At 47.9% G+C, this 16,285-nt stretch carries 15 protein-coding genes and 1 pseudogene; 9 read left to right on the top strand and 7 right to left on the bottom strand.

Annotation, left to right across the window (positions count from 1 at the left end; translation table 11 throughout):
* Positions 1 to 70: 70 nt before the first annotated feature.
* Complete coding sequence (gene leuC / locus ACFPXP_RS06345; protein WP_379893371.1) at positions 71 to 1,480, bottom strand: 3-isopropylmalate dehydratase large subunit; 1,410 nt, start codon at positions 1,478 to 1,480, stop codon at positions 71 to 73.
* Positions 1,481 to 1,617: 137 nt separating this feature from the next.
* On the opposite strand from leuC, the gene ACFPXP_RS06350 reads away from it, so the two are divergent.
* Entirely contained in the window at positions 1,618 to 2,538 is a 921-nt protein-coding gene (locus ACFPXP_RS06350; RefSeq protein WP_379893372.1) for a LysR family transcriptional regulator, read from the top strand.
* Positions 2,539 to 2,556: 18 nt separating this feature from the next.
* Here the strand turns inward: ACFPXP_RS06350 and ACFPXP_RS06355 are convergent, their stop codons facing one another.
* Positions 2,557 to 3,351: a carbon-nitrogen family hydrolase gene (locus ACFPXP_RS06355; RefSeq protein WP_379893373.1), complete on the bottom strand. Its 795-nt coding sequence runs from the start codon at positions 3,349 to 3,351 to the stop codon at positions 2,557 to 2,559.
* Positions 3,352 to 3,617: 266 nt separating this feature from the next.
* On the opposite strand from ACFPXP_RS06355, the gene ACFPXP_RS06360 reads away from it, so the two are divergent.
* The gene (locus ACFPXP_RS06360) at positions 3,618 to 4,808 is read left to right on the top strand and encodes a pyridoxal phosphate-dependent aminotransferase (RefSeq protein WP_379893374.1); all 1,191 of its coding nucleotides are present in this window, start codon (positions 3,618 to 3,620) and stop codon (positions 4,806 to 4,808) included.
* Between the two features lie 310 nt (positions 4,809 to 5,118).
* On the opposite strand, the pseudogene ACFPXP_RS06365 reads toward ACFPXP_RS06360, so the two are convergent.
* From ACFPXP_RS06365 to fabV, 4 genes and pseudogenes are all read right to left on the bottom strand, one after another.
* Positions 5,119 to 5,374: pseudogene (locus ACFPXP_RS06365) on the bottom strand (hypothetical protein); the annotation flags it as partial.
* Between the two features lie 257 nt (positions 5,375 to 5,631).
* Positions 5,632 to 6,276 carry a nitroreductase family protein gene (locus ACFPXP_RS06370; RefSeq protein ID WP_379893375.1) on the bottom strand — a complete coding sequence of 215 codons (645 nt, stop codon included), beginning with the start codon at positions 6,274 to 6,276 and terminating at the stop codon, positions 5,632 to 5,634.
* Between the two features lie 142 nt (positions 6,277 to 6,418).
* Positions 6,419 to 6,856, bottom strand: coding sequence for an Rrf2 family transcriptional regulator (locus ACFPXP_RS06375; protein WP_379893376.1), 438 nt, complete (start codon positions 6,854 to 6,856; stop codon positions 6,419 to 6,421).
* A 276-nt stretch (positions 6,857 to 7,132) separates the two neighbouring features.
* Positions 7,133 to 8,326 carry an enoyl-ACP reductase FabV gene (fabV, locus tag ACFPXP_RS06380; protein WP_379893377.1) on the bottom strand — a complete coding sequence of 398 codons (1,194 nt, stop codon included), beginning with the start codon at positions 8,324 to 8,326 and terminating at the stop codon, positions 7,133 to 7,135.
* Between the two features lie 484 nt (positions 8,327 to 8,810).
* Between fabV and proB the strand changes: the two genes are divergently transcribed.
* The 7 genes from proB (at position 8,811) to ACFPXP_RS06415 (ending at position 15,321) form a co-directional block, all read left to right on the top strand.
* Positions 8,811 to 9,914 carry a glutamate 5-kinase gene (gene proB / locus ACFPXP_RS06385; RefSeq protein WP_379893378.1) on the top strand — a complete coding sequence of 368 codons (1,104 nt, stop codon included), beginning with the start codon at positions 8,811 to 8,813 and terminating at the stop codon, positions 9,912 to 9,914.
* Positions 9,915 to 9,954: 40 nt separating this feature from the next.
* Positions 9,955 to 11,202 carry a glutamate-5-semialdehyde dehydrogenase gene (locus ACFPXP_RS06390; protein ID WP_379893379.1) on the top strand — a complete coding sequence of 416 codons (1,248 nt, stop codon included), beginning with the start codon at positions 9,955 to 9,957 and terminating at the stop codon, positions 11,200 to 11,202.
* Between the two features lie 57 nt (positions 11,203 to 11,259).
* Complete coding sequence (gene proC / locus ACFPXP_RS06395) at positions 11,260 to 12,126, top strand: pyrroline-5-carboxylate reductase (RefSeq protein WP_379893380.1); 867 nt, start codon at positions 11,260 to 11,262, stop codon at positions 12,124 to 12,126.
* The gene (locus tag ACFPXP_RS06400; RefSeq protein WP_379893381.1) at positions 12,123 to 13,397 is read left to right on the top strand and encodes a 2,3-diketo-5-methylthiopentyl-1-phosphate enolase; all 1,275 of its coding nucleotides are present in this window, start codon (positions 12,123 to 12,125) and stop codon (positions 13,395 to 13,397) included. Before proC ends, ACFPXP_RS06400 begins: the two co-directional genes overlap by 4 nt.
* Entirely contained in the window at positions 13,394 to 14,068 is a 675-nt protein-coding gene (locus ACFPXP_RS06405; protein WP_379893382.1) for a 2-hydroxy-3-keto-5-methylthiopentenyl-1-phosphate phosphatase, read from the top strand. Before ACFPXP_RS06400 ends, ACFPXP_RS06405 begins: the two co-directional genes overlap by 4 nt.
* Before the next feature lie 38 nt (positions 14,069 to 14,106).
* Positions 14,107 to 14,751 (top strand): methylthioribulose 1-phosphate dehydratase, encoded by a 645-nt coding sequence (gene mtnB / locus ACFPXP_RS06410; protein ID WP_379893383.1) that lies wholly within the window; start codon positions 14,107 to 14,109, stop codon positions 14,749 to 14,751.
* A 141-nt stretch (positions 14,752 to 14,892) separates the two neighbouring features.
* Positions 14,893 to 15,321 carry a ferritin-like domain-containing protein gene (locus ACFPXP_RS06415; RefSeq protein ID WP_379893385.1) on the top strand — a complete coding sequence of 143 codons (429 nt, stop codon included), beginning with the start codon at positions 14,893 to 14,895 and terminating at the stop codon, positions 15,319 to 15,321.
* 265 nt (positions 15,322 to 15,586) lie between these two features.
* Here ACFPXP_RS06415 and ACFPXP_RS06420 read toward each other — a convergent pair whose 3' ends face one another.
* Positions 15,587 to 16,273, bottom strand: coding sequence for a DnaD domain protein (locus ACFPXP_RS06420; RefSeq protein WP_379893387.1), 687 nt, complete (start codon positions 16,271 to 16,273; stop codon positions 15,587 to 15,589).
* Positions 16,274 to 16,285 lie beyond the last annotated feature (12 nt).

The following is a 16,285-nucleotide window of genomic DNA, read 5'->3' on the forward strand; positions in this document are numbered from 1 at the left end:
CTCAAAAACTTCTTTGCTTGACAGCCAGTAGAAACGCACTGTCATGTATCAAAGTAAAAGTCTATGAATCTTATTTAAATTCCCATTTGCGAACATCGTAGAAATGTCCTTTAATCGCAGCAGCCGCAGCCATCGCAGGAGACACCAGATGTGTTCTTCCGTCTCTTCCTTGTCTTCCTTCGAAGTTCCGGTTGGAAGTCGAAGCGCAGCGCTCACCTGGATTCAAGTAGTCCGGGTTCATAGCCAAGCACATCGAGCATCCTGCTTCACGCCACTCGAAGCCTGCATCCGTAAAGATTTTGTCCAAGCCTTCTTTTTCAGCTTGAATTTTTACGCGTCCGGAGCCTGGAACGACCATCGCCTTCACATTGCTTGAAACTTTGTAACCCTTAGCTACTTTCGCAGCAGCACGCAGGTCTTCAATCCGTCCGTTCGTGCAGGAACCGATAAATACGACATCAACCGGAATATCGGACATCGGAGTTCCTGGCTTAAGACCCATATACTCTATTGCTTTTTCAGCAGCTTTGCGCTCGTTATCCGTTTTGAAATCTTGAGGAGCCGGAACCGTACTGTCGATATTCGTACCCATACCAGGGCTTGTTCCCCAGGTCACTTGCGGTACGAGCGAACCTGCATCAAATTCAACAACGGTATCGTACTCTGCACCTTCATCGGTGCACAGGTTTTTCCACTGCTCAACCGCACGATCGAAAGCTTCACCTTTCGGTGCGTATTCTCTTCCACGAAGATATTCGAACGTCGTTTCATCCGGAGCAATCAAGCCCGCGCGCGCGCCTGCTTCAATGGACATGTTGCAGACTGTCATGCGCTCTTCCATCGAAAGCTTGCGGATCGCTTCACCGGTATATTCAATAACATAACCTGTTGCAAAGTCCGTACCATATTTTCCAATGATGCCAAGAATGATATCCTTCGCAGTGAGTCCTGGCTTCAATTCACCATTCACACGCACTTCCATCGTTTTCGATTTGGACTGCTGCAGACATTGTGTAGCGAGCACGTGTTCCACTTCACTGGTTCCGATACCGAACGCCAAAGCACCGAAGGCGCCGTGTGTAGACGTATGGCTGTCACCGCAGACGATCGTCTTGCCTGGATGTGTAAGTCCCAGTTCAGGACCCATAACGTGTACGACCCCTTGATCAATCGTGTTCAAATCAAACAGCTTCACGCCGAATTCCTTACAGTTGTTCGTGAGCGTATCGATCTGCTGCTTGGAGATTGGATCAGAGATATTAAAACGGTCTCTTGTCGGTACGTTGTGATCCATCGTTGCATAAGTCAAGTCCGGACGGCGCACCTTACGGCCTGCCAAACGAAGCCCTTCAAAAGCTTGCGGAGATGTAACTTCATGAACCAAATGCAAATCGATGTAAAGCACGCTTGGTTTGCCCGGTTCTTCAACGATTGCATGCTGTTCCCAAATTTTTTCGTACAGTGTCTTTTTATTGGACATTTTCGTCACCTCATACTCGTTTCTAGCTTTTTATTATAGAAATATAGTAACATGTCTTTGATCATTGTTCCAAGATATAATATCTATAAGCTTGATAGATAATAATTATAAACTTTTCGATAAAGGAGTCGTGTCCAGTGGAATACCGACAGCTTCGATATGTCATCCAAATCGCTGCTGAAAAAAATTTCTCCAGGGCTGCGGAAAAGCTGCATATCGCCCAGCCCTCTCTAAGCCAGCAGCTGTCTAAGCTGGAAAAGGAACTCGGCGTACTGCTGTTCAAGCGAAGCACCAACGCCGTCGAATTGACCCATGCAGGAGAAGTCTTCGTGGAGAAAGCGCAGCATATCCTCGATTTAACGGAACAGCTGACGAAGGAAATGGAAGATATGTCCCAGATGAAACGGGGCAAGCTGGTCGTCGGCAGCCTGCCGATTACGGGGTCGCATATCCTGCCAATCGTCCTGCCTGCCTTTAAGCAGCGCTTCCCGGAAATCGAAGTCGCTCTCGTGGAAGAAACCTCAAATCAACTGGAAATATTGTCCGCGCAGGGCAAAACCGATGTGACTCTGCTGACTCTTCCGCTGCAGGACTCATCGCTGGCATATGAGGAGCTGATTCAGGAAGAAGTATGGCTCGCACTGCCGCAAAATCATCCGCTGCTAGACAAATATGCACCGTTCGAGGAGCCCGTCCCTTTTTCGGAACTGCAGAACGAGCCTTTTATTGCGCTCAAAAAAGGACAGGGCTTCCGGCAAATTACATTCGATCTTTGCGCCTCGTACGGCTTTACACCGCAAATCGTATTTGAAAGTAGTAATATCGAGACGGTGCAAAGCCTTGTCGCCGCCGGAATGGGCATCGCCTTCGTACCGGAGATGATCGCAAGAACACAAAGGTCGCATTTCGTCCCCCAATTTGTGACGCTGGAAGGCAGACCTTATCGCACGATCGTGGTCGCTCACCGAAAGGGGCGTTACGTGTCCAAGGCAGCAGAGATGTTCATTTCTACATTAAAAACAGTGCTAAAAAACTCGGTAAGTCAGCTGCGGCACTGATCCATCTTCCATTACAATCTAATACAGAGATGGCCTGCGGTCTTCGAAAATCGGAATGGTGCGGCGTACTTCATCCACCTTGGACAAATCAATCTGAACATGTATGACCTGCTCTTGATCGTCTGCTTCCGCCAGCACTGCACCCCAAGGGTCTATCACCATCGAATGTCCGAAAAACTCCGTCTGTCCGCTGATGCCTGTCCGATTGCATGCCACGACATACATCTGGTTTTCAATCGCTCGGGCTCTCAGCAATGTTCTCCAATGCTCAAGGCGCGGGTTCGGCCATTCCGCAGGAACGAACAGGACTTTCGCACCGTCAAGAGCGAGCTTGCGTGCGAGTTCAGGAAAACGGATGTCATAGCAAATCATCATGCCTGCTGGAATCTCTTCCAGCTGCAGCTGCCCGAGCTTGTTCCCCGCGCATAAATGCTTCTCTTCGTCCATCAACCGGAACAAATGGATTTTCGAATAATCCGATACGATGTTCCCTTCACGATCAAAGGCGTAAATCGTATTGTACACGTTCTCGCCCTTCGTTTCGGCGATCGAGCCCGCAATCACATGCACGCCGTGCTTTCTGCAAAAAGCGGAAATAATATTGCGCGTCCGTATCCCTTCTTCATCTGCCAATTCGGAAATTCGATTCAAGGCATAGCCTGTATTCCACATTTCAGGCATGACCAGCACATCTGGCTTCACCGGCGCTTTCACCGCCAAATTCATCCAATCCAGCAATCTATCGTAATTGACGTCCGGTTCTCCAATTTGTACGTCGTACTGCACTAAAGCGATATTCAGCGTTTGTCCCATAGTCGTTCTTCACTCCAGACTTTGTTGTATAATTTTCCCTCTCGTTAAGAATCGTGCTGAAACTTACTTCAACACGGCCTTCCGGCACTTCGTTCTCTGCATGCTATTCATCATGATAAAGCTAACCTTATAATCTTCACTGAGGAGGCATTTATGTTCATTATGCCTTATGGAGCTTTAGGATGTAAACGCAAACTATACATGTCTTTCAAAACATGATACATTAGCGGTACCCTTAACAATTCAAGGCCGGAGTGATGAAAAAAATGACGTTTTCCAATCGATCTTTTCCCATTGAGCCAGCCATGCGCATGCAGAAGCTGCCAACTCAATTTTTCGCTACGTTAGTGCAAAAAGTGAACCGCGAAGTTCAAGCCGGTCACGATGTCATTAATTTAGGACAAGGCAATCCCGATCGACCGACACCCTCCCATATCGTACAAGAGGTTCAGCGCGCTGCTGAGAATCCTCAATTTCATAAATATTCACCGTTCAGCGGATACGCTTTTCTGAAAGAAGCGGTAGCCCAGCGATATGCGGAGGACTATGGTGTAGCGCTTGACCCGGAAACCGAGGTGGCCATATTATTCGGGGGCAAAACCGGTTTAGTGGAAATCAGTCAATGCCTGCTCAATCCTGGAGATGTCTGTCTCGTTCCCGATCCGGGCTATCCTGATTACTGGTCTGGCGTTGCATTGTCAGGTGCGGAGATGGCCATGATGCCGCTGCTTGAAAGGAACGGCTTCCTCCCCGATTACTCCGCGATCAGCAAGACGCAGGCAGACAAAGCCAAGCTCATGTTCATCAACTATCCGAACAACCCTACAGGTGCATCGGCCGATTTGGAATTTTATGAAAAGACGGTTCGATGGGCAGCTGAGCATCAGGTCGTAGTCGTCAGTGATTTTGCGTATGGCGCGATTGGGTTTGATGGGAGGAGACCGGTCAGTTTTCTGCAGGCCGAAGGGGCAAAACAAGTCGGGATTGAAATCTACACCTTGTCCAAAACCTACAACATGGCGGGCTGGAGAGTCGGCTTTGCCATCGGACATCCTGAGATCATTCGAACCATCAATTTGATGCAGGATCATGTGTATGTCAGTCTGTTCGGGGCTGTACAGAAGGCAGCGGCCACGGCACTGACCGCCTCGCAGGACTGTGTTGCAGAACTCGTAGCTGTCTACGAATCTCGCAGAAACGCTTTATTCGAAGAGTTGGACCGGATCGGCTGGCGCAATCCGAAGCCTGCGGGTTCGTTTTTCGCCTGGCTGAAAGTGCCTGAAGGCTACACCTCAGAGTCCCTCGCCGATAAGCTGCTCTCTGAGGCCAAAGTAGCCGTTGCACCGGGTATCGGCTTCGGCACACACGGAGAAGGCTATGTGCGTGTCGGATTGCTATCGGAAGAAGACCGCCTCCGTGAAGCCGTCCGCCGCATTGAACAATTACATCTTTTTTAATATGCTAACGGGACTGTCTCAAAAGTCCATGATTCATTAACTTTCGGACGGTTCGATTAGATTATTTTCTTAGAGAAGATTAAAAACAGGTGGAACCGGGATCATACTAGCCCTGGTTTTCCTCTGTTTCTTTTATTTTCGCCCACTTTAGGTGTGGTGCTTTCATTTAACCTAGAAACGGTTTTTTGTGTTTCTATTTTGGGGGGTTATCGGGAGAAAACTGAGACACAAGTAGATCTAACTGTGACTCTTCTGCTGCTTTTATCTCTAATTTAAATCCTTCCTTATTCATTTAAAATCCACCAATCCCTTAATATAAAACTTCCACCAAAAGTGCGTTAACCCTTCTTGGATAAACCATATTTGATGACCTAAGCGTATTATATGTTTCTATATTTGGTATTAGATTCATTAACGTCATTTCTTTGGTGATGGATAGTTTCTAATACTTGAAACCAGGTAAGATAATTATTTAAATACTTGATTGCAACACCTTTAAATCGTTGTATCCATCCTTTTAGTCTACTGTGATAGCTGTTAACGTTCGAAAAAAGGGGCGTCCCCTTTTAGTTTATGTCGTAAGGCCAAGTTCGACATCTGAGCAAAGGGTCTCGCATCTGGCGGAGGAGCGCTAGCGTTTGCCTTTGAATGTGGATGGTAACCTTAGGTGATGATTTAAAGCATCCATCGTAGGCAGCAACCGGAATCAGATACGAGTCCGAACAGCGAAGAAGTTCGACGATGACTGTACGACATTACTTATGGGACAGCCCCTTTTTATCGTTTACTTTATTATAATTTCCGAGCTCGGAGACGTTCTTGTTTACTTCATATCGTTCCAAAAAGTCACGTCTTCGATCGGCAGTCTGGTCGTACGGTTGCCCGGCTTCGATGCCTTTCCAACGGCGATCAGCATAACGGGAAAAAAACGTTCAGGCACATGGAACGCCTCAATAAATTGAGCTGCATTATACCCTCCCATTGGGACCGTATCGTATCCTCTTGCTTTTGCTACCAGCATCAGCTGCATCGATACAAGCCCGCCATCGATATAGGCAATTTTTGCTCGTGTTGCTTCATCCAAATTCGGATACAAATTGTTCGAATTGCGCAGAAGAACTTCTTTTATTTCTTCCGTCATAAATCCTGCTTCAACCTGTGAGCCGTAAATTTTCTCTGCATTTTCATAGCTTTGCAAATCTCCGAGTACGGCGATCACAGCTGAAGAATCAACGACCTGCTGTTGATGATTGGCAATCGGAAGCAGCTTTTCCTTTTGTGCCTGATCATCAATGACGAGGAACCGCCATGGCTGTAAATTAGAGCTGGATGGAGCGAGCGTTGCTTCCTTTAATATTTCCAGCAGCTCTTCTTTTGATATTTTTGCAGTAGGATCGTAATGACGCACCGAGCGCCTGCTTTGAATCACTTCCATCAAATTGGACAAACGATCTTGTACTTTCTCCATTGGAATTCCCTCCACCGTTTTCGGCTAAAAATGCCGTTTATTTATAATATGTGTACAAATTTGCACAGTTAAGCATATAAACGTTTAACTGTGTTGATTTACACACAGTATACTGGAGAACGTTGCCATTGTCAACTTCTCCTCAGCTTTCTATACGTTGAATCACATCGGCAATCGTATATCGCCGTAATTCTGCAAGAATGCTGTGATCGATGCTTGATACAATCGTCGATAAGACCGGCTTGATCCGCTCTCCGAATTGACATTTCCCCGCAGATTCAAGCATGGCTCCACAGCCGGACTCTTCCAGATGAAGCGCCTGATATATATCTGCACAGGTCAATGATTCTGGAGGCACTTTCAGCTGATAGCCGCCATCCCTTCCTTCCCGCACCTCAATAAGCTGGGCTTGGGACAGCTTCGACATAATCCTTCTTAACATCGTGACTTCCGTTCCGACCTGATCCGCAATCTCACTGCTAGGACATCTGCTGGATTGCATGGCAAGGATCACGACGGCTTGCACAGCTAAACCAAATGTTTTGTAATTGGGAGGACAGGTGTACTTTTCCTTTTTCATCTCCAGTAGACCCCCTTGTCAATCCGATCCTTCCGCGCATACCTGCTTTATCCTCACCCGTTATTCCCGTTCTTACATCATATGATGAACATTCCTACGGACGGTGAGGAATTCCTCGTTTAAGATCCTAAACAGGCTGCTTCCATCTATTCTACCACATTCTCATTCTCTCGTAAGGAGACGGATTACAATACTTTGCCCATTCTAACAATGATTGATGTGTTTACCGAAAATAAAAAAAGCCCGCAGACGCATCATACGGGCTTCAAAACATGATTACGATTCAATGCCTTCAATCGGTACGTTCGGATCGACATCTTTATCGTAGTCTACGCCTTCCAAACCGAAACCGAACAATCTTAGAAATTCGGCGCGATAGCTTTCGAAATCGGACAATTGCAGAAGGTTGTCTGTATTTACCTGCTCCCACAGCATCTCAACTGCAGCCTGCACTTCCTCTTTCATTTCGAGATCGTCCACACGAATGCGGCCTTTCTCATCGGTAGCCGGCTCACTCCCAGTGTATAGACGTTCAGAGAATAGACGGTACATCTGCTCGATGCAGCCCTCGTGCAAGTTTCTCTCCTTCATCTCTTTATACAATAGGGAGATGTACAAAGGAACAACAGGAATGGCTGCACTGGATTGAGTAACGAGCGCTTTATTAACAGAGACATAAGCGCGTCCGCCCCCCGCTTTCAGCTTATCTGCAAGCTGATGAGCCGTTGCTTCTAAGTCGTCCTTCGCTCTTCCGATTGTACCTTCGCGATAAACAGGATAAGTCAGAGCCGGTCCAATATAGGAATATGCGATCGTCGTTGCGTCTTGAGCAAGCACGCCTGCTTCACTTAATGCATCGATCCACATCGACCAATCCTCGCCGCCCATGACCGCAACGGTTTGGCGGATTTCCTCTTCGTTAGCCGGTTCAATCGTCACCGCAGATACGGTACCGTTATTGGTGTCAACCGTTTTGTTCGTGAACGCGGAACCGATTGGCTTCAATACCGAGCTGAAAGCTTCGCCTGTTTTCGGATGCGTTCTGCGAGGTGATGCCAAACTGTATACGACCAAATCCACTTGCCCGAAATCCTTTTTAATCAGCTCAATCGTTTTTTGTTTCATTTCATCGGAGAATGCGTCCCCATTCAAGCTTTTCGCATAATAGCCCGCTTCTTTCGCAGCTTTCTCGAATGCCGCCGTATTGTACCATCCTGCTGTCGCGGTTCTCGGCCCGCCTGCCGGCTTTTCAAAGAAGACTCCAATCGTCGAAGCACCTGCTCCGAAAGTGGCCGTGATGCGCGATGCCAATCCATACCCTGTAGAGGCACCGATGACAAGCACTTTTTTCGGTCCTTCGATTTTCCCTTGGGACTTTACATAATCAATTTGCTCCTGCACATGCTTGGCACAGCCATCAGGATGAGCCGTCGTGCAGATAAAGCCGCGAATTTTCGGTTGAATGATCATATATAACCCTTCCCTTATCATTTAGATTCCTGCTGATCCAGAACATTTAGTATCTGGTACTAATTTTAGCCTTGCCTTATTGTACCATACGCCTCTCCATTTATTAAAGCATGAATTGCCGATTCTTTACAAAACAAGGCTTCCATGATATGCTGATTTCAATCAAATGAAGGATATTCAAACGTATGGATAGGGCCAGTAAAAAGACGGAATTCGTTCAGAGAGTAAATTTCCCGGCTGAAAAAATTTACCGAAGCTCCCCTTTTGAACCCACCCTGGAACGGCCGATGATGAATCGGACAGCCGCCCTGCTGTTATTAGGGATGTGAGAAGGTTGAACGCTTGTCATTGGAGCGGTATGTCCGCTGCGTTCAACAACTAAGGTGGTACCGCGGAGAACAACACTTTCGTCCTTAGACAGGATGAAGGTGTTTTTTGCTTTCTGCCTATCCATGATTACCAACGAGAAAGTGATGATGATATCGTGACAACGCACCGCATAGTAGTAAAAATCGGCAGCAGCTCGCTCACTTCCCCGGAAGGGGGACTGAACAGGGACAAGATCGGGTACTTTGTCCGTGAGTTAGCACGGCTTAAGGATAAGAAACATCAGCTTCTTTTCGTCACCTCCGGAGCTGTCGCGGCCGGCTTTCGAAGCATCGGTTATGAGAAGCGTCCCAAGGTGCTTCATGAAAAGCAGGCTTCCGCTGCTGTCGGTCAAGCGCTGCTGATGCAGGCCTACCAAGAAGTTTTCAGCAGCTTGGGGATAACCACGGCGCAAATTCTGCTCACCCGCTCGGATTTTTCCGAGCGAAAAAGAATTCATAACGCCACGATGACCATTGAAGAGCTCCTCAAGCACCAGGTTGTTCCTATCATTAATGAGAACGACACCGTCTCCGTGGATGAACTGAAATTTGGGGACAATGATACCCTTTCCGCACTTGTCGCCAATTTAGTCAAGGCAGAGCAGCTGCTTATTTTTACAGATACCGACGGTTTATACACTGCCGATCCCCGTACGAATCCGGATGCGAAGCGAATTGAACGGGTCACAGAAATTACGGAGGACCTGTATCGCATTGCAGGCGGTTCCGGCAGCTCCGTCGGTACCGGAGGCATGCGTTCCAAAATTGAAGCCGCACGGATTGCCATGCGAGGCGGTGTCAAAGTGTTCGTGGGTAAAGCGGATCAAAGCGGAGATGTTATTCAAGCTGCCGAGGGAAATGGAAAAGGCACGTATTTCGATACGGTACTGCACACGCTGCCGATGAAAAAACAATGGCTCGCATTTCACTCACAGCCGCAAGGACGCATCATCGTAGACAACGGTGCAAAAGCGGCGCTTCTAACGATGGGCAAAAGTCTGCTTCCCGCGGGAGTCGTAGAAGTCGAAGGTGAGTTTCATCCAGGAGATGTCGTCGAAGTGATTGGCGAGGGCCGCGATATCATCGGACGTGGTGTCGTAAATTATGCCGCATGGCAGTTGAAAGCCGCTGCACGACTTTCCACAATGGAGGTCGAACGCCGATTAGACGTACAGCGAATCGAAGTCATTCACCGTGACGAATGGATTTCATTAGCTTAAACTACTGATATGGACCTATTTCATGAAGGAGGTTATCCCAATGAGTGAAGTCATTGAAAAATCCCGTTTAGCGAAACAAGCCAGTCTAGTGGTCGGCAGTCTGACGACGGAGCAGAAAAACAAAGCTCTGCTTCAGATGGCGGATCATCTGATCCACAGACAGAAGGATATTATTGCAGCCAATCAGGAAGATTTAAGACGCGGCAGAGAGAACGGTCTTTCCGAATCACTGCTCGATCGTCTCGCCTTAGACGAAAAACGAATTGCGGCGATGGCTGACGGACTCCGTCAAGTGTCTGAATTAACGGACCCTGTCGGGGATCAGCTGGAGCAGTTTGAACGTCCGAACGGTCTAGTGGTGAAAAAGGTGCGTGTACCGATCGGGGTCATCGGAATGATCTATGAAGCGAGACCGAATGTCACCGTCGACGCAGCCGGCTTATGTCTTAAAACCGGTAACGCCGTCGTTCTGCGTGGAGGCTCTTCCGCCCTTCATTCCAATTCAAAGATTGTCGAAGTGCTGCACGAAGCACTGGAGCAAACTGCCATTCCTGCTAATGCGCTGCAGCTCATCTCCGATCCGAACCGATCCTCTGTCGATGAAATGCTCAAGCTGAACGGACTGTTGGATGTAATTATTCCGAGAGGCGGCGCGGGATTGATCCAAAATGTCGTCAATAACGCCACCGTTCCCGTTATTGAGACAGGCGCTGGAATTTGCCATACCTATATTGACAGTGAAGCCGATCCTGAAATGGCTGTAGATATCGCAATCAATGCGAAGGTACAGCGCCCATCCGTATGTAATTCGATGGAAACCCTTCTGCTTCACAAGGACTATGCTCAGCAGCACTTCCCTGCGTTAGCCGATCGGTTCAAAGCCGCTGGCGTGGAGCTGCGCGGCAATGAAACGGCAAGAAACATGGTCTCTTGGATTAATCCTGCAACGGAAGAGGATTGGAGCACGGAATATAACGACTATATTTTAGCTGTAAAAATTGTAGACTCGCTGGACGAAGCGATCGATCATATTCAAAAATATGGAACGATGCATTCGGAATGTATTGTAACGAATAATAATCAAAAAGCATCCAGCTTTATGCAGCGAGTTGATGCCGCCGCGGTATACCATAACGCATCAACACGGTTTACGGACGGATTCGAGTTTGGATTCGGTGCGGAAATCGGTATCAGCACACAGAAGCTGCATGCCCGCGGGCCAATGGGATTACCAGCCTTAACTTCAACCAAATACTGCATTTATGGCAGCGGTCAAATCCGCTCTTAATTGACTTTCGGTTCTTCGAATTTTGTAACCATTAGCGACTAAGGCAGGTGTGTATCTATGGCAAAGCCCATTTTAGCCAACAAAAAAATATGCTTCGTCGGTGCAGGCGCAATGGCCGAAGCCATCCTTCGCGGTGTGATTGACAAAGGGATCGCTCACGCGGACCATGTATTCGTTGTCAACAGGCATAACCAGAACCGGCTGCAGGAGCTGCGCCGCACATACGGCGTACAGATCCATTCGGATAAAAAGGTGCAGGAACGTTTTATTGCCGATGCCGACATTGTGCTCCTGGCGATGAAGCCCAAGGATGTCGAAGAAGCGCTCGGCCAAATTAAGGCGAGCGTCCACAAGCCTCAGCTGATCATCTCGGTCATTGCCGGTTTATCGATCCAGTCCATGCTCCAATATTTGGAGAGCGACCTCGCGATTGCTAGAACGATGCCGAATACGTCCAGCACCATCGGACTAGGTGCGACAGGCATCTCCTTCTCTGCTCAAGTAACGGAAGATCAGCGCAGCATGACGATGGCGATCTTCGAAGCGATCGGTATTGCGGAAGTCGTGGAAGAGCCTCTGCTCGAGGTCGTCACAGGAGTCTCCGGAAGCGGACCAGCGTATGTATACTACTTCATTGAGCAGCTAGTAGAAGCTGCCGTAGAAGGCGGACTCTCCTTGGAGACCGCTAAGAAGTTAGCCGTGCAGACCGTACTCGGTGCGGCAAGCATGGTGCAGGAGACAGGCGAAGAACCCGCTGTGCTGCGGAAGAAAGTAACCTCTCCGAATGGAACAACCCAAGCCGCATTGGAGAAGATGGATGAGCTGGGCTTTCCAAACGCGGTGAAGCAGGCAGTACACCGTTCCTCGGAAAGAGCAAGAGAACTCGGCGCGCTGATGGAAATTAGACCCAAGGAGAAAGGATGAACGAAGTGAACAATTCCGGCAGCTGTATCGCTGCATATCGAATATTTGGAGACAAGACGACGGATTTCTCCAAAAAAGCGGAATCCATTGCGGTCGGCCTGACCGTAGGCAGTTGGACAGATCTGCCGCAAGCACGGAAACAAGCAATGGAGAAGCATCTTGGACGAGTCGTCCAGATCGAAGTATTTGAAGGTGAAGGTCCAGAACGTTATGCAGATGTGTCTATCGCATACCCGGATATTAATTTCAGCCGCGATCTACCTGCACTTCTCGTTACGGTATTCGGCAAGTTATCGATGGACGGGCGGATTAAGCTGATGGATCTGCACTTCTCGGAATCCTTCATGAGCGCTTTTCCAGGTCCGAAATTCGGGATCGAAGGCGTGAGATCGCTGCTTGGTGTTCCTGAACGACCGCTGCTCATGAGCATCTTCAAATCGGTCATCGGTCACGATTTACCTGAACTGAAGGAGCAGTTCAAACAGCAGGCTCTGGGCGGCGTTGATTTAATTAAAGATGATGAAATCCTTTTCGAAAATCCGCTGACCCCTATTGACAAGCGAGTTCCGGCATGTATGGAAGCGGCCAAAGAAGCCGAGCAGCAGACGGGTCAAAAGCTGCTGTACGCTGTGAACTTAACCGGTCCGACATTTCAACTGAAAGAACAAGCGAAAAAAGCGATCGAGCTTGGCGCGAATGCGCTTCTATTCAATGTGCTCGCCTACGGCTTCGATGCGCTGCATGCGCTCGCTTCCGATCCCGACATCAGCGTACCGATTGCCGCCCACCCTGCTCTAGCTGGAGCTCTCTATCCGTCACCTTACTATGGCATCGCCCCCTCCGTCTTGTTAGGTAAATTAATGAGGCTGGCAGGCGCCGATCTCGTATTGTTCCCTTCACCATATGGTTCAGTCGTTATGCCGAAGGAACAAAATCTAGCCATTCGCGATGTGTTACGTTCGACGAAACTGAATCAGGAATACGCATCCGGTGAATTGCAGCCAGACTGGACGCTGAAACCAAGCTTCCCTGTTCCGTCAGCAGGCATTCATCCCGGCTTAACGCCTTGGATTGTGCGTGATTTCGGACGAGATGTGGTTGTGAATGCCGGTGGCGGCATTCACGGTCATCCAGGCGGCGCGGCCGCGGGAGGCCGTGCCTTCAGGCAGGCCATTGATGCGGCTCTGCAAGGCCGGAGCCTGCAGGATTTTGCCGCAGACGGACATCTAGAACTACAAGCAGCGATTGATATTTGGGGGGCAAAACAGTGAGCCAAACGAAGAAACCAGTCATCTTTTGTGATTTTGATGGAACGATTACCGAAACCGACAACATTGTCGCAATTATGCAGCATTTTAAGCCTGAGGGCTGGGAAGATATCGTCAAACAAATCGTAAGCCAAGAGATCAGCGTAAAAGACGGTGTCGGCCGCATGTTCGAGCTTCTTCCCGTCAGCCGAAAGCAGGAGATTATAGATTTTGCGATTCGCAACGCAAAGATCCGCAGCGGTTTTGCCGAATTCGTCGATTACTGCAGCAGCCATGATATCGAATTGTTCATTACGAGCGGGGGGATTGACTTTTTCATTTATCCCTTGCTTGAACCGTATCCTATCCCGGAGGATCATATATACTGCAACGGAAGTGACTTCTTCGGAGAAACGATTCGTATCGTTTGGCCGCATCCATGCGATGATGAATGCGATAACGACTGCGGCATGTGTAAAACGAAAATTATCCGCTCCTTCTCGAAGGAAACACATTATCGTATTCTGATCGGCGACAGCATTACGGATTTCGCAGGTGCCAAGCTGGTCGATCTCATCTTTGCCCGTTCTCATTTAAAAGAACAGTGTGAACTCGAAGGCAAGCCGTACATCGCCTACGAAGATTTCTATACCGTCGTGGAACATTTGGAGCGCACTGCTAAAGAACTGCAATAATCCCAACTTTTGATCCTGAGTAATGAAAGAGGTGTACCATGACAAGAAGCGATATTCCAGCAGAGCAAATCCAGTCCGCCTATGCCGAACTTGCCAACATCAAAGGCATTCTCGCTGATCGTGGATGGTTTCCTGCTACCAGCGGCAATTTGTCGATTCGGGTAGGAGATTATACGCCGGATCAATTCCAATTCGCCATTACCGCCAGCGGAAAAGATAAATCGGTACAAACACCTGAGGATTACCTGCTAGTCGACGAAAACGGTGTGCCGTTACTGCCAACCAAGTTAAAGCCGTCTGCCGAAACGCTCATCCACTGCGAGATTTATCGACTGACAGGCTGTGGTGCAGTCTATCACGTACATACCGTATTCAACAATTTGGCTTCAGCCATCTATGAAACGGCAGGCGCGATACCGCTGAAAGGGATTGAAATCATTAAAGCTTTCAACATTTGGGAGGAAAATGCGGAAATTCATGTCCCTATTCTTCCTAATTATGCGGAAATTCCAAAAATCGCTGAGCTGGTCGAAGGAGCGATAAATCCACAGGTTCCGGGCATTCTGCTTCATAATCATGGAATATATGCGTGGGGTGCCACACCATTCGATGCGAAGAGACATTTGGAAGCTTTTGAATTTTGCTTTGAATATGCAGTTCGCATGAAATCTCTTATCCAATAATTCCGATTCATTAAACCGTCTTCTCCGGAAGACGGCTTTTTTTATTTCATCCCTATCCATCATCGTTTTTCATGCACCTTCTCCTACACCCTAGAATAGCCTAAAACATGAAAATGTCTATTTAAGGGGAGAAAACAAACAATGCACTCCAATCCATATGCGCCTGCAGACCATCTTCAGGCTGAGCTCATACATGATTTGGCGAAAGCAATCGATGGACAATATTCCGCTATTTTATGCTATGGCCAATTAGCAAGATTAGCACCAACAGAGGCGATACGTGAGCAAATACTTGAAATACGAAGCGACGAAATCCGCCATTTTCAAGCTTTCATGCGTATCTATATCTGTTTAACAGGACACTCCATCCGCCCCCAAGTTACCGAACCTTGTCCAGATACGTACGATGCAGGATTGCATTTCGCTTTTCGCGATGAACAAAAAACGGTCGATTTCTACCTCGAAATAGCAGAAAAAACACACGATCCTTACATCAAATCAATATTTCGAAGAGCCGCAGCCGATGAACAAAACCATGCCGTATGGTTTCTGTATTTTTTAAACCATTAGCTCATATATAGCCCCAAAAAAACTGCACCCCATTGTTAGTCATGTCTAACAATGGAGGTGCAGCTCACAACAGAATCTGTTTTATTTTGTTACCAAAATCAATTTCATAATACCTTCAACAGCTTTAATCAAGACTACATGATGTATCAACCGTTCAATCGATCTATATGTAGTTACAAATTCGGTATTTAGATCATTTATGAAATGGATTGACCAAAGTATAAGAAAATAAGTTTAGCATTTGACATGTCATGATAAGAAGCAGCTACCTGCCTCTAAATTTTTGTACATATTCCTTTGCCTGCTCAGGAGTTGTAATTCGATTACGGCTCCATTCCAGCAGGATACGGTCGATATAGCGAAAGTGCACTTTGCCGGAGAAAACCGCTTCTTTCAAGGCGGCAAGAATTAACGGTTCGGAATAACTGTCACGATCGAGCCATTGCGAGATCGTCTCCAACTCCATAGGGCTGAGCGGCCTTCCGAACTCCTGTTCAAAAATCTTATAGATCGAGTCTACTCTTTGCACCGTTTCATTCCCTCTGTCACCGGTTTCCGTATGAGACACCGCTGAAGCATGATCGCCTTGCGCATGATCAGCATATAATCGAGCCATCCGCTCAAACAGCGGCCGCAGATTGTATTTCTCATACTGGACTCCCGTCAACGGATCCACTCCATCGTCTATCTGGATATATTGCTCCTTAATGAGCCGCTGAAGAGACTTGATGACCAACTCAAGCGGCGCATGCATTCGGGCTTTAATTTCATCCGGCGTTGGAAAATCCTTGTTCTCTTTGTCCTGAAAGGCATACAGCTGAAGAATAAGCAGCATCTCTGTCTCATTCAGATTCAGCTTAGCATAATGCTGAAGCAAAAAGTAAGGGACTGAAACAGTCCCTTTGAGAAATCCATCAAGCAAACCTTGAATATAGGCGGGTTGATAGCTCATCCACTTCACCCC

Origin of the sequence: Marinicrinis lubricantis (genome assembly GCF_042658665.1) — a bacterium.
Lineage (GTDB): Bacteria > Bacillota > Bacilli > Paenibacillales > KCTC-33676 > Marinicrinis > Marinicrinis lubricantis.